Source organism: Streptomyces sp. Je 1-369 (genome assembly GCF_026810505.1).
Taxonomy (GTDB): domain Bacteria; phylum Actinomycetota; class Actinomycetes; order Streptomycetales; family Streptomycetaceae; genus Streptomyces.
Window position 1 is genome coordinate 6,145,576 of record NZ_CP101750.1, and the last position, 26,835, is coordinate 6,172,410.

General features: G+C 69.7%; 23 protein-coding genes and 1 riboswitch. Of the genes, 16 read left to right on the forward strand and 7 right to left on the reverse strand.

The genetic code is table 11. The features are described from left to right. The first annotated feature begins 212 nt into the window (after positions 1-212). Positions 213-4,490, forward strand: a complete 4,278-nt coding sequence (locus NOO62_RS27960; protein WP_268773588.1) for a discoidin domain-containing protein — start codon at positions 213-215, stop codon at positions 4,488-4,490. A gap of 92 nt (positions 4,491-4,582) precedes the next feature. After that, positions 4,583-5,596: a LacI family DNA-binding transcriptional regulator gene (locus NOO62_RS27965; RefSeq protein WP_268773589.1), complete on the forward strand. Its 1,014-nt coding sequence runs from the start codon at positions 4,583-4,585 to the stop codon at positions 5,594-5,596. Here the strand turns inward: NOO62_RS27965 and NOO62_RS27970 are convergent. The 4 genes from NOO62_RS27970 to gcvT all read right to left on the reverse strand — a co-directional run bounded on the left by NOO62_RS27970 (position 5,583) and on the right by gcvT (position 10,005). Continuing rightward, positions 5,583-6,953 carry an L-serine ammonia-lyase gene (locus NOO62_RS27970; RefSeq protein ID WP_268773590.1) on the reverse strand — a complete coding sequence of 457 codons (1,371 nt, stop codon included), beginning with the start codon at positions 6,951-6,953 and terminating at the stop codon, positions 5,583-5,585. The genes NOO62_RS27965 and NOO62_RS27970 overlap by 14 nt on opposite strands. 178 nt (positions 6,954-7,131) lie before the next feature. Next, positions 7,132-8,394, reverse strand: a complete 1,263-nt coding sequence (gene glyA, locus NOO62_RS27975; RefSeq protein ID WP_268773591.1) for a serine hydroxymethyltransferase — start codon at positions 8,392-8,394, stop codon at positions 7,132-7,134. A 23-nt stretch (positions 8,395-8,417) separates the two neighbouring features. Further along, positions 8,418-8,795: a glycine cleavage system protein GcvH gene (gene gcvH / locus NOO62_RS27980; RefSeq protein WP_098244917.1), complete on the reverse strand. Its 378-nt coding sequence runs from the start codon at positions 8,793-8,795 to the stop codon at positions 8,418-8,420. A gap of 76 nt (positions 8,796-8,871) precedes the next feature. Further along, on the reverse strand, positions 8,872-10,005 hold the full coding sequence (gene gcvT / locus NOO62_RS27985) for a glycine cleavage system aminomethyltransferase GcvT (protein WP_268773592.1): 1,134 nt from the start codon (positions 10,003-10,005) through the stop codon (positions 8,872-8,874). A gap of 148 nt (positions 10,006-10,153) precedes the next feature. Further along, a riboswitch (glycine riboswitch) is annotated at positions 10,154-10,264 on the reverse strand. A gap of 155 nt (positions 10,265-10,419) precedes the next feature. Between gcvT and NOO62_RS27990 the strand changes: the two genes are divergently transcribed. The 11 genes from NOO62_RS27990 (at position 10,420) to NOO62_RS28040 (ending at position 22,641) form a co-directional block, all read left to right on the forward strand. Next, the gene (locus tag NOO62_RS27990; RefSeq protein WP_268773593.1) at positions 10,420-11,151 is read left to right on the forward strand and encodes an AAA family ATPase; all 732 of its coding nucleotides are present in this window, start codon (positions 10,420-10,422) and stop codon (positions 11,149-11,151) included. A 60-nt stretch (positions 11,152-11,211) separates the two neighbouring features. Next, a complete protein-coding gene (locus tag NOO62_RS27995; protein WP_268773594.1) occupies positions 11,212-11,994 on the forward strand; it encodes an enhanced serine sensitivity protein SseB in 783 nt (260 codons plus the stop codon). 72 nt (positions 11,995-12,066) lie between these two features. Beyond that, positions 12,067-12,843: an enhanced serine sensitivity protein SseB C-terminal domain-containing protein gene (locus NOO62_RS28000; protein ID WP_268773595.1), complete on the forward strand. Its 777-nt coding sequence runs from the start codon at positions 12,067-12,069 to the stop codon at positions 12,841-12,843. A gap of 297 nt (positions 12,844-13,140) precedes the next feature. Then, entirely contained in the window at positions 13,141-14,145 is a 1,005-nt protein-coding gene (locus NOO62_RS28005; RefSeq protein WP_268773596.1) for an ABC transporter permease, read from the forward strand. A 101-nt stretch (positions 14,146-14,246) separates the two neighbouring features. Next, positions 14,247-16,001 (forward strand): ABC transporter substrate-binding protein, encoded by a 1,755-nt coding sequence (locus NOO62_RS28010; protein WP_268773597.1) that lies wholly within the window; start codon positions 14,247-14,249, stop codon positions 15,999-16,001. Positions 16,002-16,150: 149 nt separating this feature from the next. Continuing rightward, positions 16,151-17,152, forward strand: coding sequence for an ABC transporter permease (locus tag NOO62_RS28015; RefSeq protein ID WP_268775818.1), 1,002 nt, complete (start codon positions 16,151-16,153; stop codon positions 17,150-17,152). Further along, positions 17,149-18,246: an ABC transporter ATP-binding protein gene (locus NOO62_RS28020; RefSeq protein WP_268773598.1), complete on the forward strand. Its 1,098-nt coding sequence runs from the start codon at positions 17,149-17,151 to the stop codon at positions 18,244-18,246. The genes NOO62_RS28015 and NOO62_RS28020 overlap by 4 nt, the downstream gene beginning before the upstream one ends. 23 nt (positions 18,247-18,269) lie before the next feature. Beyond that, positions 18,270-19,448, forward strand: a complete 1,179-nt coding sequence (locus tag NOO62_RS28025; protein WP_268775819.1) for an ABC transporter ATP-binding protein — start codon at positions 18,270-18,272, stop codon at positions 19,446-19,448. A gap of 126 nt (positions 19,449-19,574) precedes the next feature. After that, positions 19,575-20,975 carry a M1 family metallopeptidase gene (locus NOO62_RS28030; protein ID WP_268773599.1) on the forward strand — a complete coding sequence of 467 codons (1,401 nt, stop codon included), beginning with the start codon at positions 19,575-19,577 and terminating at the stop codon, positions 20,973-20,975. Between the two features lie 32 nt (positions 20,976-21,007). After that, positions 21,008-21,682 carry a trimeric intracellular cation channel family protein gene (locus tag NOO62_RS28035; RefSeq protein ID WP_268773600.1) on the forward strand — a complete coding sequence of 225 codons (675 nt, stop codon included), beginning with the start codon at positions 21,008-21,010 and terminating at the stop codon, positions 21,680-21,682. A gap of 47 nt (positions 21,683-21,729) precedes the next feature. Then, complete coding sequence (locus tag NOO62_RS28040; protein WP_268773601.1) at positions 21,730-22,641, forward strand: thioesterase family protein; 912 nt, start codon at positions 21,730-21,732, stop codon at positions 22,639-22,641. Here the strand turns inward: NOO62_RS28040 and NOO62_RS28045 are convergent, their stop codons facing one another. Together NOO62_RS28045 and NOO62_RS28050 are read right to left on the reverse strand one after the other, a co-directional pair. Beyond that, positions 22,642-23,490, reverse strand: a complete 849-nt coding sequence (locus NOO62_RS28045; protein ID WP_268773602.1) for an alpha/beta fold hydrolase — start codon at positions 23,488-23,490, stop codon at positions 22,642-22,644. 59 nt (positions 23,491-23,549) lie between these two features. After that, complete coding sequence (locus NOO62_RS28050; RefSeq protein WP_268773603.1) at positions 23,550-24,182, reverse strand: TetR family transcriptional regulator; 633 nt, start codon at positions 24,180-24,182, stop codon at positions 23,550-23,552. A 113-nt stretch (positions 24,183-24,295) separates the two neighbouring features. On the opposite strand from NOO62_RS28050, the gene NOO62_RS28055 reads away from it, so the two are divergent. From NOO62_RS28055 to NOO62_RS28065, 3 genes are all read left to right on the forward strand, one after another. Further along, positions 24,296-24,448, forward strand: coding sequence for a hypothetical protein (locus NOO62_RS28055; protein ID WP_268773605.1), 153 nt, complete (start codon positions 24,296-24,298; stop codon positions 24,446-24,448). A gap of 88 nt (positions 24,449-24,536) precedes the next feature. Next, positions 24,537-24,872, forward strand: a complete 336-nt coding sequence (locus tag NOO62_RS28060) for a hypothetical protein (protein WP_268773606.1) — start codon at positions 24,537-24,539, stop codon at positions 24,870-24,872. 48 nt (positions 24,873-24,920) lie between these two features. Further along, on the forward strand, positions 24,921-26,090 hold the full coding sequence (locus NOO62_RS28065; RefSeq protein WP_268773607.1) for a cysteine desulfurase family protein: 1,170 nt from the start codon (positions 24,921-24,923) through the stop codon (positions 26,088-26,090). 18 nt (positions 26,091-26,108) lie between these two features. Here NOO62_RS28065 and NOO62_RS28070 read toward each other — a convergent pair whose 3' ends face one another. Next, entirely contained in the window at positions 26,109-26,819 is a 711-nt protein-coding gene (locus NOO62_RS28070; RefSeq protein WP_268773608.1) for an N-acetylmuramoyl-L-alanine amidase, read from the reverse strand. Between the last annotated feature and the right edge of the window lie 16 nt (positions 26,820-26,835).

The following is a 26,835-nucleotide window of genomic DNA, read 5'->3' on the forward strand; positions in this document are numbered from 1 at the left end:
GGGCGGTGCGGCGCATACATAACCATCGACGCAACCGGGCGCGCAAGAACTTGAACGAAGATTGCAAAAATCGGATTGCCGCGTGGAGGGTGGCCCGCTGTGAGGTGTCACGACTTCCGTGTTGGCTGTAGTCAACTCGACAGTTCTCTGCAATTCTCCCACTGCTTCACGCCAAAAGCTGCGTGCTCGACAGTGAGGGAGCCCCACACGTCATGGAACGCATCAGAGACGCACAGGCCCGAAGACCACACAGGTGGTGGCGGCCCTTCGCCACCGCTCTCACCGCGGCGCTGCTCCTCCTCGGCCTGCCCGCCCTGCCCGCCGCCGCGGCGGGCGGCCCCGACCTGGCCGCGGGCAAGCCCGCCAAGGCGAGCGGCGCCAAGGCGGAGTACGGCGCAGCCCACATCACCGACGGCGACGCGGGCACGTACTGGGAGAGTGCGTCGTCCGACCTGCCGCAGTGGGTGCAGGTCGACCTCGGCCGCGGCACCCGCGTCGACGAGGTCGTCCTCAAGCTGCCCCCGGCCTGGGAGGCCCGCAAGCAGACCCTGTCCGTGCAGGGCAGCACCGACGGCAGCGGCTTCAGCACCCTCGCCGCGTCCGGGGCCCGCTCCTTCGAGCCCGGCTCCGCCAACACGGTGACGATCCGCTTCCCGTCCGCGCAGACCCGTTTCGTACGGGTGCACATCACCGCCAACACCGGCTGGCCCGCCGCCCAGCTCGCCGAACTGCGGGTGCACGCGGCCGCCGACGCCTCGGTGAACCTGGCGCTCGGCAAGACCCTCAAGGCGAGCGGCCACACCCAGGACTACACCGCCGCCCACGCCAACGACGGCAACCGCGCCACCTACTGGGAGAGCGAGAACAGCAAGCTCCCGCAGTGGATCCAGGCCGACCTCGGCAGCTCCGCACGGATCGACGAGGTGGTCCTGCGCGTGCCCGAGGAATGGGGCGACCGCAGCCAGACCCTCAAGGTCCAGGGCAGCACCGACGGCTCGGACTTCACCGACCTGACCGCGTCGAAGGAGTACGCCTTCACCAAGGCGTCGGAACACTCCGCGACCCTCGCCCTCGACACCGTCACCACCCGCTACGTCCGCGTCCTGATCACCGCCAACACCGCGCAGCCCGCGGGCCAGCTGTCCGAGCTGGAGATCTACGGCCCGGCGGGCGGCGACACCCAGGCCCCCACCGCCCCGAAGAACCTCGCCCTCACCGAACCGGAGCCCGGCCGCGTCAAGCTCGCCTGGGACGCCTCCGACGACGACAAGGGCGTGACCGCGTACGACGTCTACGCCAACGGGGAGCTGCTCACCAGCGTCGCCGGTGACGTGCGCACGTACACCGACACGCGCCCCGCGAGCGCCACCGTCACGTACTACGTGCGGGCCCGCGACGCGGTCGGCAACGCGTCACCGAACAGCAACACCGTGACCCGCAAGGGCGAATCGGGCGACACCCAGGCACCGACCGCCCCCACGAACCTCACCCTCAGCCAGCCCTCCGGCGGTGAGATCAAGCTGGCGTGGGGCGCGTCGGACGACAACGTGAAGGTCACGGCGTACGACGTGTACGCGGACGGCAAGCTCCTGAAGTCCGTGGCCGACGACGTGACGACGTACACCGACACCCGTTCCGCGAGCGTCACCGTCTCCTACACGGTCCGGGCCCGCGACGCGGCAGGGAACGTCTCGGCGCACAGCAACACCGTGACCCGGCCCGGCGGCGGCAACAAGAACCTCGCCGAGTCCAAGCCGATCAGCGCCTCCTCGGTGATCCACACCTTCGTCGCCGAGAACGCCAACGACGGACAGACGTCCACCTACTGGGAGGGTGCCGCAGGCAGCTACCCCAACACCCTGACCGTCGAGCTCGGCGCCAACGCCGACGTCGACGCGGTCGTGCTCAAGCTCAACCCGGACGCCGGGTGGGGCGCCCGCACCCAGAAGGTGCAGGTACTCGGCCGGGAGCAGAAGGCCGCCGACTTCACCTCGCTGGTGGGGGAGAAGGAGTACTCCTTCAGCCCGTCCGGCAACCAGAACACCGTCACCATCCCGGTGTCGGCCAAGGTCGCCGACGTGCGCCTGCGGTTCACCGCGAACAGCGGCGCCACGGCCGGGCAGGTCGCCGAGTTCCAGGTCATGGGCGCCCCGGCGGCCAACCCCGACCTGGAGATCACCAAACTGTCGTACGCCCCCGAGGCGCCGACCGAGACCGACGAGCTGACCCTGACCGCGACCGTGCGCAACCGCGGCACCGAGGCGTCGACGGCCACCGACGCCGTCTTCCGGCTCGGCGGCGACAAGGCGGGCACGGCGGCCGTGGGCGCGCTCGGCGCGGGCGAGTCGACGACGGTGAGCGCCAGGACCGGCGCACGCGACGCGGGCTCGTACCCCTTCAGCGCGGAGGTGGACACCAAGAACGAGGTGATCGAACAGGACGAGGGCAACAACACCTACACAGGGCCGAGCCCGCTCGTGGTCAAGCCGGTCGACTCCTCCGACCTGGTGGCGTCCCCGGTGAGCTGGACGCCGTCCGCACCCTCCAAGGGCAAAGAGGTCACCTTCAGTGTCGCCGTCAAGAACCAGGGCACCAAGGCGTCCGCGTCCGGCGCTCACGGCATCAAGCTCATCCTCCAGGATGACAAGGGCGCCACACTGAAGACCCTGACCGGCGAGCACAACGGTGTGATCGGCGCGGGCGACACCACGGCGCCGGTCAAGCTCGGCACCTGGACCGCGGGGGACGGCCGCTTCACGATCCGCACGGTCATCGCCGACGACGCCAACGAACTGCCGGTCAAGCGCGAGAACAACACCACTACGCACTCCCTGTTCGTCGGCCGCGGCGCCGACATGCCCTACGACACCTACGAGGCGGAGGACGGCGTCCTCGCGGGCGGCGCGAAGACCGTCGGCCCCAACCGCACCGTCGGCGACCTGGCGGGTGAGGCGTCCGGTCGCAAGGCCGTCACGCTGAACTCGACCGGCGAGTCCGTGGAGTTCACCGCCAAGCAGGACACCAACACCCTGGTCACCCGCTTCTCCATCCCGGACGCCCCCGGCGGCGGAGGCACCCAGGCGACCCTGAACGTCTACGTGGACGGCACCTTCCGCAAGGCCATCGACCTCACCTCCAAGTACGCCTGGCTGTACGGGGACGAGGCCTCGCCGGGCAACTCGCCGGGAGCCGGTCCTGCCCGGCACATCTACGACGAGGCGCACGTCGTGCTCGACGGGACGGTGAAGGCGGGCAGCAAGATCAAGCTGCAGAAGGACAGCGCCAACACCTCCCGCTACGCCATCGACTTCATCGACCTGGAACAGGTCGCGGCGAAGGCCAACCCCGACCCGGCCGCCTACACCGTGCCCGCCGGATTCACCCACCAGGACGTGCAGAACGCCCTGGACAAGGTCCGCATGGACACCAGCGGCAAGCTGACGGGCGTCTACCTGCCGCCCGGCGACTACGAGACGAGCAACAAGTTCCAGGTCTACGGAAAGGCCGTCCAGGTCGTCGGCGCCGGGCCCTGGTTCACCCGCTTCCACGCGCCGAGGAGCCAGGACAACACGGACGTCGGATTCCGTGCCGAGGCGAGCGCCAAGGGCTCGTCCTTCGCGGGCTTCGCCTACTTCGGCAACTACACGTCCCGCATCGACGGGCCCGGCAAGGTCTTCGACTTCCAGAACGTCTCCGACATCACCATCGACGACATCTGGAACGAGCACATGGTGTGCCTCTACTGGGGCGCCAACACGGACCGCATGACCATCAAGAACTCGCGGATCCGCAACATGTTCGCCGACGGCGTCAACATGACCAACGGCAGCACGGACAACCTGGTCGCCAACAACGAGGCGCGGGCCACGGGCGACGACAGCTTCGCCCTCTTCTCCGCCATCGACGCGGGCGGCGCGGACATGAAGAACAACGTATACGAGAACCTGACCTCGCTCCTGACCTGGCGCGCGGCGGGCTTCGCGGTCTACGGCGGCTACAACAACACCTTCCGCAACAGCCGCATCGCCGACACCCTCGTCTACTCCGGCATCACCATCTCCTCGCTGGACTTCGGCTACCCGATGAACGGCTTCGGCAAGGATCCGACCACGTTCGAGAACATCACGGTCGAGCGGGCCGGCGGCACCTTCTGGAAGGGCCAGGACTTCCCGGCCATCTGGGCGTTCTCCGCGTCGAAGGTCTTCCAGGGGATCCGCGTGAACAACGTCGACATCGTCGACCCGACGTTCCACGGGGTGATGTTCCAGACGAAGTACACGGGCAGCCAACCCGAGTTCCCGGTCAAGGACACGGTCTTCACCGACGTGTCGATCACGGGCGCGCCGATCGGCATCTACGTCAACGAGATGCCGGAGGCGGGCCAGGGACCCGCCGTCGGTGAAGCGACGTTCATACGGCCCAAGTTGAGCGGCAACGGGCAGGACATCAAGAACGACACGTCCACGTTCGAGCTCACCATGCAGCCCTGACCCGCGGAGGAGACATATACGTACACGGCCGTCCGGATTCCGGGCGGCCGTTTACGTAACTGGCTTGCAGGCCTTGCGCTATTCTTGCGGCCATGACGCGACGACTTGCTCAAGTTGCGAAGAAGGTGGGGGTCAGCGAGGCCACGGTCAGCCGTGTCCTCAACGACAAGCCCGGTGTCTCCGCCGCCACCCGACAGTCCGTGCTGACGGCCCTGGACGTCCTCGGCTACGAGCGGCCGACGCAACTGCGCGGCGAGCGCGCCCGGCTCGTCGGCCTCGTCCTGCCCGAGCTCCAGAACCCGATCTTCCCCGCGTTCGCCGAGGTCATCGGCGGCGCCCTCGCACAGCAGGGCCTCACACCGGTGCTGTGCACGCAGACCAGGGGCGGCGTCTCCGAGGCCGACTACGTGGACCTCCTGCTCCAGCAGCACGTCTCCGGGGTCGTCTTCGCGGGCGGCCTCTTCGCGGAGGCCGACGCGCCGCACGACCACTACCGGCGCCTCGCCGAGCGGGACATCCCGGTCGTCCTGATCAACGCGTCGATCGAAGGCATCGACTTCCCCTGCGTCGCGTGCGACGACGCCGTCGCCGTCGAACAGGCGTGGCGCCACCTCGCCTCGCTCGGTCACGAACGGATCGGCCTCGTCCTCGGTCCGGCCGACCACGTGCCCTCGCGCCGCAAGCTCGCGGCCGCCCGCGACGTCGCCGCGGCCGCGGGCATGGAGCTGCCCGACGCGTTCGTCGAGCGGTCGATCTTCTCCCTGGAGGGCGGCCAGGCGGCCGCCGCGCGCCTCATGGAGCGCGGCGTCACCGGCATCGTCTGCGGCAGCGACCCGCTCGCCCTCGGCGCCATCAGGGCGGCCCGCCGCAAGGGCCTCTCCGTCCCCGGCGACGTCTCCGTCGTCGGCTACGACGACTCGGCGTTCATGACCTGCACCGAGCCGCCCCTTTCGACCGTGCGCCAGCCCATCGAGGCGATGGGCCGCGCGGCGGTCGACCTGCTGTCCGCCCAGATCCGCGGCACCCAGCCGCACCCCGGCGAGCTGCTCTTCGAGCCGGAACTCGTCGTCCGCGGCTCGACGGCTCAGCTCCTCAGCACTCGATGATGTTCACCGCGAGACCGCCCCGCGCGGTCTCCTTGTACTTGACGCTCATGTCGGCGCCCGTCTCCTTCATCGTCTTGATGACCTTGTCGAGGGACACCTTGTGGGAGCCGTCGCCGCGCATCGCCATCTTCGCGGCGGTGACGGCCTTGACCGCCGCCATGCCGTTGCGCTCGATGCACGGGATCTGAACGAGGCCGCCGACCGGGTCGCAGGTCAGGCCCAGGTTGTGCTCCATGCCGATCTCGGCGGCGTTCTCGACCTTGGAGGGGGAGCCGCCCATGACCTCGGCGAGCGCGCCCGCCGCCATCGAGCAGGCGGAGCCGACCTCGCCCTGGCAGCCGACCTCGGCGCCGGAGATCGAGGCGTTCTCCTTGAAGAGCATGCCGATCGCGCCGGCCGCCAGCAGGAAGCGGACCACGCCGTCCTCGTCGGCGCCGGGCACGAAGTTCATGTAGTAGTGCAGGACGGCGGGGATGATGCCCGCCGCGCCGTTCGTGGGCGCGGTGACCACGCGGCCGCCCGCGGCGTTCTCCTCGTTCACCGCCATCGCGTAGAGCGTGATCCACTCCATGGCGCGGGCCTGCGGGTCGCCCTCGGCGCGCAGCTGCCTGGCCGAGTTCGCGGCGCGGCGGCGCACCTTGAGGCCGCCCGGCAGGATGCCCTCGCGGGACATGCCGCGCGACACGCAGGACTGCATGACGCCCCAGATGTCGAGCAGACCCGCGCGGATCTCGTCCTCGGTGCGCCACGCCTTCTCGTTCTCCAGCATCAGCGCGGAGATGGACAGGCCCGTCTCCTCCGTGAGGCGGAGCAGCTCGTCGCCGGTGCGGAAGGGGTGCCGCAGGACGGTGTCGTCCGGCACGATCGGGTTCTCGCCCGCCACGGCGTCCTCGTCCACGACGAAACCGCCGCCTACGGAGTAGTACGTCTTCTCCAGGACGAGGCCGCCCTCGCGGTCGTACGCGAAGATCGTCATGCCGTTGGCGTGGTACGGCAGGGCCTTGCGGCGGTGCAGGATCAGGTCCTCGTCGAAATCGAAGTCGATCTCGTGCATGCCGAGCAGGTTGATGCGGCCGCCGCTCTTGATCTCCTCGACGCGGTCGTCGGCGCCCTCCACGTTCACCGTGCGGGGCGACTCGCCCTCCAGGCCGAGCAGGACGGCCTTCGGCGTGCCGTGGCCGTGGCCGGTCGCGCCGAGCGAGCCGTACAGCTCCGCCCGTATCGCCGTCGTGTGGGCCATCAGGCCCTCGTTCTTGAGGCGGCTCGCGAACATGCGGGCCGCGCGCATGGGACCGACCGTGTGGGAGCTGGACGGGCCGATGCCGATCGAGAACAGGTCGAAGACCGAGATGGCCACGAGAACTCCAATGGTGGTTGGTAGACGCCGTTGTCTGCCGGGGTGATGCAGAAGTACAAGGCGGTGCGGGACGTGGTGCGGGGCACCTCGCTCACTCTCCAGTGTGCGGGGTGCCCCGATGTTTCGTACGTATGAACAACGGCATACGAACAAAAGCGTACAAACAGAGGGTACGGAACTACTTCAGGCCGGGGTACAAGGGGTGCTTGTCGGCCAGAGCGGTCACACGGGCCTTGAGGGACGCCGCGTCGAAGTCCGGCTTCAGGGCCTCGGCGATGATGTCGGCGACCTCGCGGAAGTCGTCCGCCTCGAAGCCGCGCGTGGCGAGCGCCGGGGTGCCGATCCGCAGGCCCGAGGTGACCATCGGGGGGCGCGGGTCGTTCGGGACCGCGTTGCGGTTGACCGTGATGCCGACTTCGTGGAGGCGGTCCTCGGCCTGCTGGCCGTCGAGCTCGGAGTTGCGCAGGTCCACCAGGACCAGGTGCACGTCCGTGCCGCCGGAGAGGACGTCGACGCCGACGGCCTTCGCGTCGTCCTGCACCAGGCGCTCGGCCAGGATGCGGGCGCCGTCCAGGGTGCGCTGCTGGCGCTCCTTGAAGTCGTCCGACGCGGCGACCTTGAAGGAGACGGCCTTGGCGGCGATGACGTGCTCCAGCGGGCCGCCCTGGAAGCCGGGGAAGACCGCGGAGTTCAGCTTCTTCGCGAACTCCTTGCTGCGGGCCAGGATGATGCCGCCGCGCGGGCCGCCGAGCGTCTTGTGCGTGGTGGAGGTGACCACGTCCGCGTACGGCACCGGGTTCGGGTGCAGACCCGCGGCGACCAGACCGGCGAAGTGCGCCATGTCGACCCAGAGCTTCGCGCCGACCTCGTCGGCGATCCGGCGGAACTCGGCGAAGTCCAGGTGGCGCGGGTAGGCCGACCAGCCCGCGATGATCACCTTCGGGTTGTTCTCCTTGGCGAGGCGCTCGACCTCGGCCATGTCGACCAGACCGGCCTCGTCCACGTGGTAGGCGACCACGTTGAACTGCTTGCCGGAGAAGTTCAGGCGCATGCCGTGCGTGAGGTGGCCGCCGTGCGCGAGGTCAAGGCCGAGGATCGTGTCGCCGGGCTGGGCGATCGCGAAGAGGGCGGCCTGGTTGGCGGAGGCGCCGGAGTGCGGCTGCACGTTCGCGTACTCGGCGCCGAACAGGTCCTTGACCCGGTCGATCGCGATCTGCTCGGCGACGTCGACGTGCTCGCAGCCGCCGTAGTAGCGGCGGCCGGGGTAGCCCTCGGCGTACTTGTTGGTCAGGACCGAGCCCTGGGCCTCCATGACCGCGACCGGAGCGAAGTTCTCCGAGGCGATCATTTCCAGGGTCGACTGCTGGCGGTGGACCTCGGCGTCGACGGCGGCGGCGACGTCCGGGTCCAGCTCGTGGAGGGGGGTGTTCAGAAGCGACATCACACGATCCCTATCGGTATGGGTCAGCCGGCGGTGAATGCGGTGTACTCGTCGGCGGACATCAGGTCGTCCGGCTCGCCCGAGATACGAACCTTGAACAGCCAACCGCCCTCGAACGGGGCGGAGTTGACCAGCGACGGGTCCTCCACGACGTCCTGGTTGGCGGCGACGATCTCGCCGGTCACCGGGGCGTAGAGGTCGCTGACCGACTTGGTCGACTCCAGCTCGCCGCAGGACTCGCCCGCGGTCACCGTGTCACCGACCTCGGGGAGCTGCGCGAAGACGACGTCACCGAGCGCGTTGGCCGCGTGCTCGGTGATGCCGACGGTCGCCACGCCGTCCTCGGTGGCCGAGAGCCACTCGTGCTCCTTGCTGTAACGAAGCTGCTGGGGGTTGCTCATGACCTGAATTCTCCTGTACGCGGGTGGGTGCTGCGGAACGGGAAGGATGTGCGGGGGGTCACTTCTGACGCGGCAGTCACTTCTGGCGCTTGTAGAACGGCAGCGCCACGACCTCGTACGGCTCGTGGGTGCCGCGGATGTCCACGCCGACACCCTCGGTGCCCGGCGCCGCGTGCTCCGCGTCGACGTACGCCATCGCGATCGGCTTGCCCAGCGTCGGGGACGGGGCGCCGGAGGTGACCTCGCCGATCACCTTGCCGTCCGCGACCACCGGGAAACCGGCGCGCGGGACGCGGCGGCCCTCGGCGATCAGGCCGACCAGCTTGCGCGGCGGGGCGGTTTCCGCGCGCTCGGCGGCGGCCGCGAGCGCGGCACGCCCGAGGAACGAGTCCGACCGGCTGGTCTTCTCGAACTTCACGACCCGGCCGAGGCCCGCGTCGAACGGCGTGAGCCCGGCGGTCAGCTCGTGCCCGTACAGCGGCATGCCCGCCTCCAGGCGCAGCGTGTCGCGGCAGGAGAGGCCGGCCGGGACCATGCCGACCGGCGTGCCCGCCTCCATCAGCGCGCCCCACAGCTTCTCCGCGTCACCGGGGGAGACGAACAGCTCGAAACCGTCCTCCCCCGTGTAGCCCGTGCGGGCGATCAGGGCGGAGACACCCGCGACGGTGCCGGGCAGGCCCGCGTAGTACTTCAGGCCGTCCAGGTCCGCGTCGGTGAGGGACTTCAGGATGCCGGGGGACTCGGGGCCCTGGACGGCGAGCAGCGCGTACGCCTCGCGGTCGTCGCGGACCTCGACGTCGAAGCCGTCGGCGCGGGTGGTGAGCGCGTCCAGGACGACCTGCGCGTTCGAGGCGTTGGCGACGACCATGTACTCCGGGGCGTCGGGCTCGCCGAGCCGGTAGACGATCAGGTCGTCCAGGATGCCGCCGTCCTCGGCGACGATCATGGTGTAGCGGGCGCGGCCGACGCCGATGGAGCCGATGTTGCCGACCAGCGCGTAGTTCAGGAAGTCCACGGCCTCGGGGCCGCCGACGGTGATCTCGCCCATGTGCGACAGGTCGAAGAGGCCTGCCTTGGTGCGCACGGCGTTGTGCTCGTCGCGCTCGCTGGCGTACCGCAGCGGCATGTCCCAGCCCGCGAAGTCGGTCATGGTCGCGCCGAGCGCGCGATGGACGGCGTCGAGGGCGGTCAGACGGGGGGCAGTGCTCATGAAGGGAACTCCCAGGGCATGACGGGCGAGGTCGATCCTCCCCATCTGTCATCGGAACCTGAGAGGTTCGCCGGGAGTGTCTCGACCAGTGAGACGCCGGCTTGCACCTTGGGTGGGACCGCCGGGGCGGCCCGCTTTTCAGATGTGCCTCGCCCGCGCGGTACGGGGCCTGAGAGATTCAAGGGAGGGGCTTGCTCCTTCGGCGCCCCGGGTACCCAGCCCAAAAGCTTGGTTCCGGAGACTCTCCCGCGCGGATTCGAACGGCCTGTATGGAGTTGGCGCGCACATCATTGCACGCGACCCTGTCCAGGGGGAGCGGTGCCCGGCAACGGGTCCCGTCACGGGTCCGTTCACCGGTCCCGTCACTCCGGAATGCTCTTGTGCCGCATTACCTTCTCTTTACACTTGGTGGGGATGCAGTACGTGACCGCTATGGGGAGGCCGATCACGGTGCGCAGCAGGACGAGTCTCTACGCCACTTCCACGGGGGTGGGACTGCCCAAAGCGCTGTCCAAGGCGCTGCCCGAACAGACCTGCGCCCCGGCCGCGGAGAGCTGCGGTCCGCTCCCCGTCGCCGTCGTCCGCGACCTGCGGCAGCGGGCCGGCCACAGCCCGCGCCGCCTCACGTTCGGCGAGGGCGACCTGGTCGTCGTCTCCGGGCTGCCCGGCGGCGGAAAATCGACCCTGATGCGGCAGGCCGTCACCGGCCCCCGCATCGACTCCCAGGACACCCGCGACCGCTGGGCCCGCCGCATGCCGCGGCTGCTGCCGTACGCGGCGTACCGCCCCCTGGTCCGCCTCGCGCACTACGCGACGTTGCGCCGCATCCTGCGCTCCGGGGCGAGCGCAGTCGTGCACGACTGCGGCACCCAGGCCTGGGTGCGCCGCTGGCTCGCCCGCGAGACCGCCCGCCGCGGCACGGCCCTGCACCTCCTGATGCTCGACGTCCCCGTGGACACCGCGCTGCGGGGCCAGCACGAGCGGGGCCGCGGCGTCTCCCGGTACGCGTTCGCACGCCACCGCAGGACGGTCGGCCGGCTCGTCGCCGCCACCGAGCGCGGTGACCTGCCGCGCGGCTGCCGCTCCGCGGTGCTCCTCGACCGCGCGGCCGCGCAGGCCCTGCGGGTGATCGCCTTCGACCGGTGAGCGGGCCCGGCGTTAGGGTTCGAGCCGCAGGCAGAGCGGTCGCGAGCAGGGGTTGGACAGATGGACTTTCCGGCGCAGGCACATGCCCATCCGTACGGCGGATGGCCGGGCAACGAACTGGAGGAGGTCCTCGCGGCCTCACTGGGCGCCCACGAGTCGGCGGGCGCCCGCATCATCGAGGTGCTCGGCCGCAGCCACCTCTGGATACCGCTGCCCAACGGCGGCGGCCCCGACAGCGGCACCCTGGACCTGCCGACCCTGGAGATCGAAGGACAGGCGTACGTCCCCGTCTTCACCTCCGAGCAGCAGTTCCGCCAGGCGCTCGGCGACGCGGCGGACCGGATGGGCGTCACCGTGGCGCCCGCCGTGGAGTTCGCCCGCGGCCTGCCCCCGCAGCTGGGCATCGCGCTGAACCCGGACGGCACCGTCGGCGTCCCGCTGCCGCCGCCGGCCGTCGCCGAGCTCTGCAGGACCGGCCGCACCGAGCTGGACGGCCCGAGCACCGGCGGGCGCGTCCGCCTCTTCGAGCCGGACTGGCAGCACGACCCGGTCGACTTCCTCGCCGCCGCAGGCCGGGAGTTCGAGGCCGCGGGCATCGTGCTGACCGCGCGCCGCTGTCTGGCCGCCGTGGAGACGGACGACCCGACGCTCTTCGTCGGCGTCGAGCTGTCCACCTGGGACGGCAACGCGCGCGACCTCCCCATGGAGGCGCTCGGCCGGGCCCTCGGACAGGTGCCGGTCCCGTGGCCGGTGAACCTGGTGCTGCTCGACGTGGCACAGGACCCGGTCGGCGACTGGCTGAGGGCGAAGGTGCGACCGTTCTACCACCGCGTCGCCGCTTAAGCTGGTTGCATTCTTCTGCCCTCCATCGTCTCCCGTGGGGGCACCACGTTCGTCGCGAAGGGGCGGTTACGGGTGAGTGCGTCGGGCACGGCCGCGGCCGGGCAGCAGGTCGAGCAGTTGCTGCGCCAGGTGACGCCGGGGCGTTACGACGCGTACGAGGCACTGCTGCGCGCACTCGCCGCCGACCAGGTGTGGATGCTGCTCTGGCACGGCCAGGCGGGCTCCCCCGACGCCCAGTACGGGAACATGGAAGTGGAGGGGCTCGGCTACGCACCGTGTGTGACCTCCGCCCAGGAGCTGTCCGCGAGTGGCTGGAACCGCAGCTATGAAGTGGTGCGCGGCATCGACATCTCCCGCACCCTCTACCCCGACCACTACGGCCTCTGGCTCAACCCGCACGCACACGGCGGCGGCGTCGGCATCCCCTGGCTGGACCTGCGCCGCATCGCCTCGGGCCTGGACCTGCTGCCCGCCGGGCCCCTCCGGCTCACCGAGCCGAGCATCGAAATCCCCCAGTTCTACGCTCTGTTGACGCAGAACGCCCACCGCACCCCCGTGGTCCGCTCGCTGCGCCGCGCCTGGGTGCAGCCCGCCCTCGGAGCGCCATATCTGGCCATCGGTCTCGACGTGTACGACACGTCGCCGCCGGCGGTCGACGCGGTGCGCACGATGATGCGCCAGTCCATCCCCGCCGTCCCCGAGGGCCTGCCCGTCTCGACGGTCGCGATGTCCGACGATTACGACCCGGTCGCGATGTGGCTACGAGCCAATGCCAGGCCGTTCTACGACCGCGAGGCCCAGGCGGCCCCGGCGCCCGCCGGCGGATACGGCTACCCCGCCCAGTACTGAGCAGCGCCGACGGACGCGATGTCCGTTGTAGTGCAGGTGGGGGCCTATGGGCTCCTGTGGCGCCTTGCGACCCAACTGCCCCGTGTTCGCCCCTCGTTCACTCGCGTCCGGATAACGGAACACCTCGATCAGCATCACGGTTGCGCATCCTTTCCCCGTCAAGTCTGGTAACAGATCGCGACGTGGATGAAGACTCCCGCTCCAGGGGCCTCCGCCCCTGTGTACGACGGACTGATCACGTCGCTACAGCGGCAAGTGCGGGCCGGTCACCACCGGTTGAGAGGGGTCCCTGCCACGATGACGGCACCATTGCATGACACACCTGCGGACGCGGACCCGACCCAGGACGTCGCCCCCGCAGTTGATGCAGGGGTGAAAAGGGTCGAGGGCCGGTCCCTCAAGCAGATCGCCTGGAACCGCCTGAAGCGGGACAAGGTCGCCCTGGCCGGCGGCATCACCGTGCTGCTCCTGGTGCTTGTCGCCATCTTCGCGCCCCTGATCGTGAACCTGCTGGGCCACGACCCCAACGAATTCCACCAGGAGGAGCTCGACGAGCTGACCGGCCTCCCCAAGGGTGCACTCGGCGGCGTCAGCGGCGACTTCCTCTTCGGAGTCGAGCCCAACAAGGGCCGCGACGTCTTCAGCCGCATCGTCTTCGGCGCGCGGATCTCGCTCCTGGTCGCGTTCCTCGCGGCCATCGTGGCCGTGGCGCTCGGCACCCTCTTCGGGATCATCGCCGGTTACTTCGGCGGCTGGGTCGACGCCCTGATCAGCCGCGTGATGGACGTGCTGCTCTCGTTCCCGCAGCTGCTCTTCATCATCTCGCTGGTCTCCGTACTCCCCGACGACCTGCTCGGCCTCCAGGGCACCAGCGTGCGCGTCGCGATCCTCGTCATGGTCATCGGCTTCTTCGGCTGGCCGTATGTCGGCCGCATCGTCCGCGGCCAGACGCTCTCGCTCCGTGAGCGCGAGTACGTGGAAGCGGCCCGCAGTCTCGGCGGCGGCAAGCGCCACATCCTGTTCCGTGAACTGCTGCCCAACCTGGTCGCCCCCATCACCGTCTACGCGACGCTGATGATCCCGACCAACATCCTCACGGAGGCGGCCCTCAGCTTCCTCGGCGCCGGCGTCAAGCCGCCGACGGCCTCGTGGGGCGGCATGCTGCGTGACGCACTCAAGACGTACGAGCACGACCCGATGTTCATGGTCTTCCCGGGCGTCACGATCTTCATCACCGTCCTGGCCTTCAACCTCTTCGGCGACGGGCTGCGTGATGCGCTCGACCCGAAGGGGACGCGCTAGAAGGTCCCAACTGGCTTGCCCCTGCCGCATGTCAGGTGGCTCTCACCATGGTTCTCCGGCAGCACTTGGCCAGGGACCGCGATCTCGGAGGTTACGAGAAAATGCCCACAGGTTCCACGAAACGACGGCTCACCAGCGGTGCGGCCCTCGTCGTCGCGGCGCTGGTGACCACCACGGCGTGCGGCGGCGGTGACGGTGGCGACAGCGACTCGAAGGGTGCCGGCTACAACGCGGCGCTGAACAAGATCGCCAACCCTTCCAAGAAGAAGGGAGGCACGCTGAAGATGGTCGGCAAGCAGGACCTGGACTCCGCCGACCCGCAGCGCGCCTACTACGGCATGACGTGGGACTTCATGCGCTTCTACACCCGGCAGCTGGTGACCTACGACACCAAGCCGGGCAAGGCGGGCACGAAGCTGGTCCCGGACCTCGCCACCTCCACGGCGAAGATCTCCGACGACGGCAAGACGTACACGTACAAGCTGCGTGACGGTCTCACCTGGGAGGACGGCTCCAAGCTGACCGCCAAGGACGTCAAGTACGGCATCGAGCGCGCCTGGGCGACGGACACCATCACCGGTGGCCCCGGCTACATCCGCCAGACGCTCGACCCCAAGACGAAGTACAAGGGTCCCTACAAGGACAAGGGCGGCCTCGACGCGATCGAGACCCCCGACGACCAGACGATCATCTTCAAGCTGCCCAAGCGCAACGGTGACTTCGAGCAGTTCCTGGCCATGCCCACCGGTTCGCCGGTCAAGGAGGCCAAGGACACGAAGGCCAAGTACACGCAGCGGCCGTTCTCCTCGGGCCCGTACAAGTTCGAGACGTACAAGTCGAACAAGAAGATCGTTCTGGTCCGCAACGACAAGTGGAAGAAGTCCTCGGACCCGATCCGCGCCGCGCTGCCCGACAAGATCGACGTGACGATCTCCGCCAACCAGGAGGAGAACGACAAGAAGCTGATGGAGGGGGACTTCGACCTCGACATCAACGGCACGGGCATGACCCAGTCCGGCCGCGTCAGCGCCGTCACGGACCACCGCGGCAACGTCGACAACATGCACACGTCCTTCGTGCGCTACGTCGCGCTCGTCCACAACGCCAAGCCGTTCGACAACGAGCACTGCCGCAAGGCCGTGTTCTACGCGACCGACTTCGCGAGCATCCAGCAGACCCGCGGCGGCAAGGTCGCGGCCGGCGACATCGCCAACAGCACCTTCCCGGTGGCGATCCCCGGCTACAGCAAGTACGACCCGTACGGCGTGCTGGAGCGCAAGGGCAAGCCCGACGTCGCCAAGGCCAAGGACGAGCTGAAGAAGTGCGACAAGCCGTCCGGCTTCACCACCAAGCTCACCGCCCGCAGCAACAACCCGGGTGAGGTCGACGCCGCCGAGGCGCTGCAGCAGTCGCTCGACAAGGTCGGCATCAAGGTCCAGGTCGACGCCCTCGACGGCGCCGACACCTCCAGCATCACCGGCTCGCCCTCCGTCGTGAAGAAGCGCGGCTACGGCATGACGATGAGCGGCTGGGGCCCGGACTTCCCGTCCGGCCAGGGCTACGCGCAGCCGCTGTTCGACAGCCGCTTCCTGAACCCGACCGGTAACTACAACGAGTCGCAGATCAAGGACAAGAAGGTCGACGCGCTCTTCGACAAGGCGATCGCGGAGACCGACCCGGCCGCGGCGGGCGAGATCTACAAGGAACTCGACAAGAAGATCCTCGACCAGGCCGACTGGATGCCCTTCCTGTACGAGAAGAACATCACCTGGCGCGGGTCGCGGCTGACCAACGCCTACATGTCCGACGGTTACAACGGCCGTTACGACTACGCCTCGCTCGGCGTCGTCAAGTAACACCCGCCGTCACACAATTCCCGCAAGGGAAGCAGTAGTTGTTCGTACCACCGCCGCCGAATCCCGCCAGTCCGAAGGGCAGGTGATGGCCCCGGGCGGTGGCCGGGACTCCTCACAAGGGGGTCCCGGCCACCGCCGGGCCGCGCACAGTGCTTGCTTATCTCATCCGGCGCCTGATCGCCGTAATCATCATGGTGCTGGTCGTACTGCTCGCGACCTTCACCGTCTTCTTCATGCTGCCCAAGTGGGCGGGACAGGACATCGCTGTCCTCTTCGCCGGCAAGGCCACCGGAGCCGAGCAGATCGAAGGCATCCGGACCAAACTGGGACTCGACGATCCGCTGCTCGTCCAGTTCTGGGAGTTCATCAAGGGCATCCCGATGGGGCGCGACTACGTCAACGGCAGTGACGTCACGCACTGCCCGGCGCCCTGCTTCGGCTACAGCTTCCGCACCGAGGCCCCCGTCTGGGAGACCCTCAAGGAAGCCCTGCCCGTCACCGCCGCGCTCGCCGCCGGCGCCTGTGTCCTCTGGCTCGCCGCCGGTGTCGCCACCGGTGTCGTCTCCGCGCTCAAGCGGGGCACGATCTGGGACCGCTCCGCGATGACCATCGCCCTCGGCGGTGTCTCGCTCCCCGTCTTCTTCACCGGCATGATCGCGATGGGCATCTTCGTCCACCAGCTCGGCTGGGTGAAGATCGCGGACAGCCTCAGTACGGACGACTCGGTCGACGTCTGGCTCCAGACGCTGATCCTGCCGTGGATCGTCCTCGCCTTCCTCAACGCGGCGATGTACGCCCGCCTCACGAGAGCGACCATGCTCGAAGTGCTCGGCGAGGACTACATCCGCACCGCCCGCGCCAAGGGCCTCGGCGAGGCCACCGTCATCCGCAGGCACGCGCTGCGCTCCGCGATGACCCCGATCCTCACCGTCTTCGGCCTCGACCTCGGCGTGCTCCTCGGCGGCGCCGTGCTCACCGAGTCCACGTTCAACCTGCCGGGGCTCGGCCTCGAAGCGGTCAGGGCCATCAGCAGCAAGGACCTGCCCGTCATTCTCGGCGTGACCCTGTTTGCGGCGCTCGCGATCGCCGTGGCCAACCTCGTCGTCGACCTTCTGTACGCCGTCATCGACCCGCGAGTGAGGCTGGGATGACCGAACTGTCCAAGAGCGGAGCAGCGGTGGGCGAGCCCGTCACCGGCTCGCCCGCTCCCTCCGCCTTCCTCGAGGTGCGCGACCTCAAGGTGCACTTCCCGACCGACGACGGCGTGGTCAAGTCCGTCGACGGGCTCAGCTTCCAGCTGGAGAAGGGCAAGACCCTCGGCATCGTGGGCGAGTCGGGGTCCGGCAAGTCGGTCACCTCGCTCGGCATCCTCGGCCTGCACACCGCCGGCCAGTACGGCTCCCGCAAGGCGCAGCTCTCCGGCGAGATCTGGCTGGACGGCACCGAGCTGCTGAGCGCCCCGCCCGACGAGGTGCGCAAGCTGCGCGGCCGCGAGATGGCGATGATCTTCCAGGATCCGCTCTCCGCGCTGCACCCGTACTACACCATCGGCAAGCAGATCACCGAGGCGTACCGGGTCCACAACGCCGTCGACAAGAAGACCGCCCGCAAGCGGGCGATCGACATGCTCGACCGGGTCGGGATCCCCCAGCCGGACAAGCGCGTCGACTCCTACCCGCACGAGTTCTCGGGCGGCATGCGCCAGCGCGCGATGATCGCCATGGCGCTCGTCAACAACCCCGAGCTGCTCATCGCGGACGAGCCGACGACCGCCCTCGACGTGACCGTCCAGGCGCAGATCCTCGACCTCATCCGGGACCTGCAGAAGGAGTTCGGCTCCGCCGTCATCATGATCACGCACGACCTGGGCGTGGTCGCCGAGATGGCGGACGAGCTCCTGGTCATGTACGGCGGCCGGTGCGTCGAGCGCGGCAGCGCCGAGAAGGTCTTCTACGAACCGCAGCACCCCTACACCTGGGGTCTGCTCGGCTCGATGCCCCGCATCGACCGCGAGGAGACCGAGCGGCTCATCCCGGTCAAGGGCTCCCCGCCCAGCCTGATCAACCTGCCGAGCGGCTGCGCCTTCAACCCCCGCTGCCCCTACGCGGACATCCCCAAGGACCAGATCACCCGCACCGAACGCCCCGAACTGCGTCTGGTGGCCGACGGGCACTACTCCGCCTGCCACATGTCGCAGGAGGAGCGCACCCGGATCTGGACCGAAGAGATTGCGCCGAAGCTGTGAACGATGACGTGAAGGGCCAGGAGATGACGATCCCGGCGCAGACGCAGAGCTCGCCCGAGCCGCTGCTCAAGGTCGACGGCCTGGTGAAGCACTTCCCCATCAAGAAGGGGCTGCTCCAGCGCCAGGTGGCGGCGGTCCAGGCGGTCGACGGGCTCACCTTCGACGTACGCCCCGGGGAAACCCTCGGCGTCGTCGGCGAGTCCGGCTGCGGCAAGTCGACGATGGGGCGGCTGATCACGCGGTTGCTCGAGCCGACCGGCGGCCGCGTCGAGTTCCAGGGCACGGACATCACGCACCTGAGTACGGGCGGCATGCGGCCGTTCCGCCGCGACGTGCAGATGATCTTCCAGGACCCGTACTCGTCGCTGAACCCCAGGCACACCATCGGCACGATCGTCGGCGCGCCCTTCAAGCTCCAGGGTGTCAAGCCCGAGGGCGGCGTGAAGAAGACCGTGCAGGAGATGCTGGAGCGCGTCGGGCTCAACCCCGAGCACTACAACCGCTACCCGCACGAGTTCTCCGGCGGCCAGCGGCAGCGCATCGGCATCGCGCGGGCGCTGGCGCTCCGTCCCAAGCTGGTCGTGGCGGACGAGCCGGTCTCGGCCCTCGACGTCTCCATCCAGGCCCAGGTGGTCAACCTCCTGGACGACCTCCAGGACGAGCTCGGCCTGACGTACGTGATCATCGCGCACGACCTGTCGGTCATCCGGCACGTCTCGGACCGCATCGCGGTGATGTACCTCGGCAAGATCGTGGAGCTGGCGGACCGCAAGGACCTCTACTCCACGCCGATGCACCCGTACACCAAGGCGCTGCTCTCCGCGGTGCCGGTGCCGGACCCCAGGCGGCGCGGCGTCAAGAGCGAGCGCATCCTGCTCCGCGGCGACGTTCCCTCGCCGATCGACCCGCCCACCGGCTGCCGCTTCCACACGCGGTGCTGGAAGGCGACGGAGATCTGCAAGACGAAGGAGCCGCCGCTGATCCCGCTGGCCACCGGGCACCAGGTGGCGTGCCACCATCCGGAGAACGCGGAGGACCAGGCGCCCGAGGACACGAAGCTGCTCTCGGTGGCCAAGGAGGCGATCGAGGTGGTTTCGGTGGTGTCCAAGGCCGAGGAGAGTGCGGAGGCGGCGGACGCGAAGCCGGAGGCCGGCGTCACGAAGGCTTCGAAGGAGAAGGGTCAGAAGTCGACTGACGCGTAAGGCAAGTTGACCCGGACCAACTACGCGTACCGGGTCATGTACATGCCCTATCGGGAGAGTGCAGAGTCTCCGTGTCCGTGACCGTGAATCGGACACCCCATCGAATCGCGTTCGAAGGGAAGACTCATGGCACTCTCCCGTTCGGCACGTCTGGGCGCGCTCGCGACCGCGGCGCTCTCCTTCTGCCTGATCGCCGCCGCACCCGCGCCCCACCCCGGCTCCGAGGGCGTCGGCGACCCGTACTTCCCCCAGCTCGGCAACGGCGGCTTCGACGTACGCCACTACGGTCTCGACCTCGCCTACGACCCCGACACCGACCGCCTCGAAGGCCGCACCACGATCACCGCCCGCGCCACCCAGAACCTGTCGTCCTTCGACCTCGACCTGCAGAAGCTGACGGTGAGCAGAGTCGAAGTGAACGGCAGACGCGCCCCGTTCACCCGCACCGGCGACGAAATGCGCATCACGCCGCGCGACGCCCTGCGCAAGAACAAGAACTTCACGGTGACGGTCACCTACGGCGGCGTACCGGAACCGCTCAGCGGCCCCATCGTCTTCGGCTCCGACTACGGCTGGATGAAGACCACCGACGGCGTCTTCGTCGCCTGCGAGCCGAACGCCGCGTCCACCTGGTTCCCCGCCAGCGACCACCCCTCCGACAAGGCGACCTTCGACATCCGCATCAAGGCGCCCAAGGGCCTGACGGGGGTCTCCAACGGCCGCCTCGTCGGCACGTACGACAAGGGCGGCCGGACCGTCGCCCACTGGCGCGAGTCCGAGCCCATGGCGACCTATCTCGCCACGGCCACCATCGGCAAGTTCGACGTGAAGAAGGGCACGACCCCGGGCGGGACCCCGATCTACGTCGCCATCGACCCCGTCCTGGAGAACAGCAACAACGTCGACGTGTACGGCGTCACGGCCGAGGTCACCGACCACTGGTCGAAGGTCTTCGGCCCCTACCCCTTCGAGGAGACCGGCGCGATCGTCGACGACATGCCGCAGGCGGGCTTCTCCCTGGAGACCCAGACCAAGCCGGTGTACTCCGCGATCCGCAGCGAGTCGACCATCGCGCACGAGGTGGCCCACCGGTGGTTCGGCGACTCCGTGTCACCCGCGTCCTGGAACCACATCTGGCTCAACGAAGGGTTCGCGACGTACTCCCAGTGGCTGTGGAGCGAGCACAAGGGCACCCAGACCGCCCATGACGCCTTCCTCGCGGGCTACAACTCGCGCCCCGCCGACTCCGCCTTCTGGCAGATCGTCGTCGGCGACCCGCAGCGCGACACGATGTTCGCGTCCGCCGTCTACCAGCGCGGCGCGATGACCCTCCAGGTGCTCAGGGAGCGCATCGGCGACAAGGACTTCTTCAAGCTGCTGCGTACCTGGGTGAAGCAGCACCGGAACGGGAACGTGACGACCGCCGACTTCGTGCGGCTCGCCGAGAGGGTCTCCGGCGAGCAGCTCGACGACCTCTTCACCACGTGGCTCTTCACGAAGGGGAAGCCGGCGCTTCCGCACAGGTGAGAACGGCGCTTCCGCACAGGTAAGAATGGCGCGTGCTCCTGGATCTGTTCACTCCCTCCGTCCAGCATTCGCTCGACATCGTGGGGATCTTCGTCTTCGCGATCTCCGGCGCCCTGCTCGCGGTGCGCAAGAACTTCGACGTCTTCGGCATCGCCGTCCTCGCCGAGATCACCGCGCTGGGCGGAGGGCTCTTCCGCGACCTGGTCATCGGGGCGGTGCCGCCCGCCGCCTTCACCGACCTCGGCTACTTCATCACCCCGCTGTTCGCGGCCGCACTGGTCTTCTTCCTGCACCCGGAGGTGGAGCGCACCCAGCTCGCGGTGAACGTCTTCGACGCGGCGGGCCTCGGCCTGTTCTGCGTGACGGGCACGACGAAGGCGTACGACTACGGGCTCGGCCTCACGGCGTCCGCGACCCTCGGCCTGATGACCGCCGTGGGCGGCGGCGTCCTCCGCGACATCGTCGCCAACGAGGTGCCCTCGCTGGTGCGCTGGGACCGCGACCTGTACGCGGTCCCCGCCATCGTCGGCGCCACGATGGTCGCCCTGTGCATCCACTTCGAACGGCTGACGGCCGTCACCAGCAGCATCGCGGTCGTGACGGCGTTCACGCTGCGGCTGCTCGCGCTGCGGTACCACTGGCGGGCACCGCGCGCGTGGAACCGGCGGTCGACGGCGGTGGAGGCCGAGGCGGAGGAGACGCCGTAGCGCAGAAAAAGCTACCGCTCAGTAGTTACCTGTTGTACGTTGCTGGCATGGCAACGGCAGCATCGGCGGCATCGACAGCCCCAACCCCGGCGGCGGCGCCCGCGGCAGCACCCGTAGCGGCGCCCGCGAGCATCGGCGACAGCGAGTTCGACCGCGACACCGCGGTCACCCGGCGCGAACCCGGCGTCTACGACACCGAACTCTCCGCGGGCTGGACGATCATCAGCGCCGTCAACGGCGGCTACCTCCTCGCCGTCATCGGCCGCGCCCTCGCGGACGCCCTCCCGCACGCCGACCCCTTCACCGTCTCGGCGCACTACCTCACCGCGTCGAGCCCCGGCCCCGCCGTCATCCGCACGGACGTGGTCCGCGGCGGCCGTTCGCTCTCCACCGGGCAGGCTTCGCTCTTCCAGTACGACGAGGAGGGGCGCGAGGTCGAACGGATTCGCGTGCTCGCCTCGTACGGCGACCTCGACGCGCTCCCCGACGACGTGCGCACCACGGCCGAGCCGCCGGCCATCCCGCCGCTCGACCAGTGCTTCGGCGCGCAGGACGCCCCCGACCACCGCCCGGTGCCCGGCAGTTCGGCCATCGCCGACCGCCTCTTCCTCAAGCTCGACCCCGCCACCCTCGGCTGGGCGCTCGGGCAGCCGTCCGGCAAGGGCGAGATGCGGGCCTGGTTCGGCCTCGCGGACGGCCGCGACGCGGACCCGCTGTCGCTGCTGCTCGCCGTGGACGCGCTGCCGCCGACCGCCTTCGAGATGGGCCTGACCGGCTGGGTCCCGACCGTGGAGCTGACGGTCCACGTCCGCCACCGCCCCGCCCCGGGCCCGCTGCGCGTCTCCATCACCACCCGCAACCTCGCGGGCGGCTTCCTTGAGGAGGACGCGGAGGTCTGGGACAGCGAGGACCGCCTGGTGGCCCAGTCGCGCCAGCTGGCACGGGCCCGGCTGAGCTGACTAGATCCGGAGGAAGCGGGTGAGCTCGCCCGCCAGCTCCGCCGGGGCGTCCTCCTGTACGAGGTGTCCCGCGCCCTCGATCAGCCGCAGCTCGGCGCCGGGGACGAGGCCCGCGAGCTCCTTGGCCTTGGCCACGGGAATCCAGGGGTCCTCCGTGCCCCAGCAGATCAGCACGGGCAGGTCCAGTTCGCCGTACCGGCCCTGGATCTCGTCGGTGAACCGCTGGTCGTTCTGGGCGATCTGCCGGTAGAAGGCGGCCTGCCCCTCCTCCGTGCACCAGGGTTCGACGAGTCGGTCGAGGACGGCCGGGTGCAGTCCGCGCGGGCTCGTCGATGCGACGTACTCGCGGATCATGGCCCGGTGCAGCGCGGGCGGCAGCTGCGCGAATACGTCGGCGTTCTCACCGAGCAGCCGGTAGCTCGGGGAGCCCCAGGGGGCGAGCGCCACCGGGTCGACGAGGGCGAGACGTTCGTAGCGGGCGCCGTGCAGCAGGTGCGCGCGCAGGGCCACGCAGCCGCCGAAGTCGTGGGCGACGACGGCGGGCCGCTCCAGGCCCCAGTGGGCGAGGAGCTCGGCGAGGACCCGGCCTTGCGCGGCGAGGGACACGTCCTGCCCGGACCGCATCTCCGAGGCGCCGTACCCCGGCAGGTCCCAGACGTACACGCGGTGTCCGCCGCTCGCCAGGGAGCGGGCGATGTCACGCCAGACGTACGACGAGAACGGCGTGCCGTGGACGAGGACGACGGGCGGGGCGTCGGCGGGGCCGAGGGCGGCCCAGCGCACGGTGCCGGTGGGTCCCGCGTAGGTCCGGTCGAGGTCCCAGGTGTCGCTTGCGCGTGCGGACGTCATGACCGTAAGGCTAGTAGCTCCTTACGGCCGCGTCGACCGGTTTGGGGCGGGGGAGTGCGTCAGTGCTCGTCCGTCCAGTGTTCGCGGCCCAGACCCACCAGGCGCAGTTGCCTGCGGGCGACGTCCGCCACCCGCGCCTCCTCCGGAGTTCCCGGACCCGCGTCCAGGAACGCCGACGCGGTCATGACCATGTGGTCGACGTACATGCCCGCCAGCATCAGCAGATCGTCCTCGGGCCACTGCGAGGTCGGGGGCTCATTGGCGAACTGGTCCGCCACTTCCTTGGCGAAGAGGGCGAGTTGCGCACCGATCGCGTCCCGCGCCGCCCGCACGCCCCCGTGCCGCTCGCGGGCGATGAAGCGGACGTGGGCGGGGTGGGCGTGGACGTATCCCGCTATCAGCTCGACCGTGCCCGTGATGCGCTGCTCGCTGTCGCCCTTCTCCGACGCCAGCATCGCGGTGAGCGTCGTGTGCAGGCTGCCGAGGGTCTCCTCGACCAGGGTCACGCCCAGGTCGGCGGTGTCGCGGAAGTGCCGGTAGAAGGCGGTGGGGGCGACGCCCGCGGCGCGGGTGACCTCGCGCAGGCCCAGGCTGCTGAGGCTCTGCTCCTCGAGCAGCTGGAGGGCCGCGTCGAGGAGTGTCTGCCGGGTCTTCTGCTTCTGGGCCTGCCGGACGCCGAGGGTGTGACTCATGCCATACAGTTAACAACTGTTCTCCGAGTTTTGAAAGCCGGAGAGGGAGTACTCTCTAAGTCAGTGAACAACTGTAACCACAAGCGTTCACCGAACCGAGAGAGGGATCTTCCGTGCTCTTCATCGTCGCCGCCCTGATGCTGCTGGGTGTCGCCATGGGTTCCGTGGCACACGCCCCGCTTCCGGTCAGCCTCGTCGCAGCCGTCGTGATCGGCGTGTGGCTCGCGGTCTTCGCCGTGCGTGAGCGTCGCGCGCGCCACCGCTGAGCCCGCCTCTCCACACGACACCCCTCCACACGAACCTCTCCGTACGCCATCTCTCCGTACGACACCTCCACCTGCCAGGAGTCGCACCATGGGAAGCACCGCAACTCGCACCCGTCCGCACGCCGATACGGCACCCGCACCGGCACCCGCCCCCGACGCTCCGGTCGAGGAGCCCCGTCCCACCGGGCGGCGCGACACCGACGGCATGGCCGTCGCCTCGTTCATCCTCGGCCTGGTCGGACTGCTCGTTCTGAACCTCGTCCTCGGCCCCATCGCGATCGTCCTCGCGACCATCGCGCTGTGGCGCGGCACCACCCGCAGGGGCCGCGCGCTGCTCGGACTCGGCCTCGGCGTGGCCGACCTCGTCGTGCTCGCCGCGCTCGTCTCTGTGGACAACACCGTGTCCTGGGGTCTCGCAGGCTGATACCGCCGGGGCGGAGGGCCCCGCACGGCTCGTAGAATCGTGCGCACCATGGCCTACCTCGACCACGCAGCGACCACTCCGATGCTCCCGGAGGCGATCGCGGCGATGACCGCGCAGATCGCCGTCACCGGCAACGCCTCCTCGCTGCACGCGGCGGGGCGGCGGGCGCGACGCACCGTCGAGGAGGCCCGCGAGACACTCGCCGAGTCACTCGGCGCCCGACCCAGCGAAACCGTCTTCACCTCCGGCGGCACCGAGGCGGACAACCTCGCCGTCAAGGGGCTCTACTGGGCGCGGCGCGACGCCGAACCGGCCCGCACCCGGCTCCTCGCCAGCCCCGTCGAGCACCACGCCGTCCTCGACGCCGTGCACTGGCTCGGCGAGCACGAGGGCGCCACCGTCGAGTACCTCCCGGTCGACACGCATGGCCGCGTGCACCCCGAAGCGTTGCGCGAAGCCATCGCGCGCAACCCCGACGATGTCGCCCTGGCCACCGTCATGTGGGCCAACAACGAGATCGGCACGATCCAGCCCATCCGTGAACTGGCCGACATCGCCCAGGAGTTCGGCGTCCCGCTGCACGCCGACGCCGTCCAGGCCTACGGCCAGATCCCCGTCGACTTCGCCGCGTCCGGGCTCGCCGCCATGACCGTTTCCAGCCACAAGATCGGCGGGCCCTACGGCATCGGCGCGCTGCTCCTGGGCCGTGAGTACAGCCCCGTGCCCGTGCTGCACGGCGGCGGCCAGGAGCGGCACGTGCGCTCCGGGACGCTGGACGTGCCCGCCATCGCGGCGTTCGCCGTCGCGGGAGAGCATGCCGCCGCGCACCGCGAGCAGTTCGCCGCCGAGATCGGCGCGCTCCGCGACGACCTCGTGACCGCCGTCCGCGCGGCGGTCCCCGAGGCGATCCTCGGCGGCGACCCGTACCCGGAGGGCAGGCTGCCCGCCAACGCGCACTTCACGTTCCCGGGCTGCGAGGGCGACTCCTTGCTGCTGCTCCTGGACGCCCAGGGCATCGAGTGCTCCACCGGCTCCGCGTGCACGGCGGGCATCGCCCAGCCCAGCCACGTCCTGCTCGCCACCGGCACCGACCCCGACCTGGCCCGCGGCACGCTCCGCTTCTCGCTCGGCCATACGTCGACGAAGGCGGATGTCGACGCGGTGGCGGCGGCGATCGGCCCGGCGGTGGACCGGGCGCGGACGGCGGGCCTGAGCTAGGGAAGGAGCCGGCCGGGGCTAGGCCTTCTTTGTGGGACTCGCGGAGCCCGTGGGCTTGGCCGGCTTGTTCCGCTCCTCCCGCACCAGGCGCAGATACCGGTCCCAGTCCCAGTAGGGCCCCGGGTCCGTGTGGTCCGTGCCCGGCACCTCCACGTGGCCGACGATGTGCTCGCGGTCCACCGGTATGTCGTACCGGCGGCAGATCCCGGCGGTGAGCCGAGCCGACGCCGCGTACATCGGACCGGTGAACGAGGACTCCTTGTCGACGAAGCCCTCGTGCTCGATGCCGATGCTGCGTTCGTTCCAGCTCTTGTTGCCCGCGTGGAACGCCACGTCCAGCTCGCGGATCATCTGGGCTATGTGGCCGTCCTTGCGCACCACGTAATGCGCGGCGGCGCCGTGGCCCGGGTCCTTGAAGACGCGCAGCGCCGTCTGGTACCCGCCCTGGACGACGTGGATGACGACGCGGTCGATCTCGTAGTCGTCGGGGCGGTCCGCGCGGCGCCAGTTGTAGTCCGACGCGGCGATCCACTGCACGCCGGGGGCGTCGACCTCGCCCTCCTTGCGCTTCTTCACCACGCCCGGCATCCGCCACCACAGCCTGCCGAGCTCGTCCCGCGCGAGCACGACGGTACCCGCGGCGGCGGCCGCGCCGCCGACCAGCAAGGTGCGCCGGTCGATCCCCCGGTGCCCCTGCCCGCCCTGCCCGCCCTGCTGAGCTTCCCCCATGTGATCGTCAACGCTT

Bases quoted from the DNA above. Each gene is read 5' to 3' on its own strand.
- NOO62_RS27960 (WP_268773588.1), top strand. From the start codon at position 213: ATGGAACGCATCAGAGACGCACAGGCCCGAAGACCACACAGGTGGTGG.
- NOO62_RS27965 (WP_268773589.1), top strand. From the start codon at position 4,583: ATGACGCGACGACTTGCTCAAGTTGCGAAGAAGGTGGGGGTCAGCGAG.
- glyA (WP_268773591.1), bottom strand. From the start codon at position 8,394: ATGTCGCTTCTGAACACCCCCCTCCACGAGCTGGACCCGGACGTCGCC.
- gcvH (WP_098244917.1), bottom strand. From the start codon at position 8,795: ATGAGCAACCCCCAGCAGCTTCGTTACAGCAAGGAGCACGAGTGGCTC.
- gcvT (WP_268773592.1), bottom strand. From the start codon at position 10,005: ATGAGCACTGCCCCCCGTCTGACCGCCCTCGACGCCGTCCATCGCGCG.
- NOO62_RS27990 (WP_268773593.1), top strand. From the start codon at position 10,420: ATGCAGTACGTGACCGCTATGGGGAGGCCGATCACGGTGCGCAGCAGG.
- NOO62_RS27995 (WP_268773594.1), top strand. From the start codon at position 11,212: ATGGACTTTCCGGCGCAGGCACATGCCCATCCGTACGGCGGATGGCCG.
- NOO62_RS28005 (WP_268773596.1), top strand. From the start codon at position 13,141: ATGACGGCACCATTGCATGACACACCTGCGGACGCGGACCCGACCCAG.
- NOO62_RS28010 (WP_268773597.1), top strand. From the start codon at position 14,247: ATGCCCACAGGTTCCACGAAACGACGGCTCACCAGCGGTGCGGCCCTC.
- NOO62_RS28020 (WP_268773598.1), top strand. From the start codon at position 17,149: ATGACCGAACTGTCCAAGAGCGGAGCAGCGGTGGGCGAGCCCGTCACC.
- NOO62_RS28025 (WP_268775819.1), top strand. From the start codon at position 18,270: ATGACGATCCCGGCGCAGACGCAGAGCTCGCCCGAGCCGCTGCTCAAG.
- NOO62_RS28030 (WP_268773599.1), top strand. From the start codon at position 19,575: ATGGCACTCTCCCGTTCGGCACGTCTGGGCGCGCTCGCGACCGCGGCG.
- NOO62_RS28040 (WP_268773601.1), top strand. From the start codon at position 21,730: ATGGCAACGGCAGCATCGGCGGCATCGACAGCCCCAACCCCGGCGGCG.
- NOO62_RS28045 (WP_268773602.1), bottom strand. From the start codon at position 23,490: ATGACGTCCGCACGCGCAAGCGACACCTGGGACCTCGACCGGACCTAC.
- NOO62_RS28050 (WP_268773603.1), bottom strand. From the start codon at position 24,182: ATGAGTCACACCCTCGGCGTCCGGCAGGCCCAGAAGCAGAAGACCCGG.
- NOO62_RS28060 (WP_268773606.1), top strand. From the start codon at position 24,537: ATGGGAAGCACCGCAACTCGCACCCGTCCGCACGCCGATACGGCACCC.
- NOO62_RS28065 (WP_268773607.1), top strand. From the start codon at position 24,921: ATGGCCTACCTCGACCACGCAGCGACCACTCCGATGCTCCCGGAGGCG.
- NOO62_RS28070 (WP_268773608.1), bottom strand. From the start codon at position 26,819: ATGGGGGAAGCTCAGCAGGGCGGGCAGGGCGGGCAGGGGCACCGGGGG.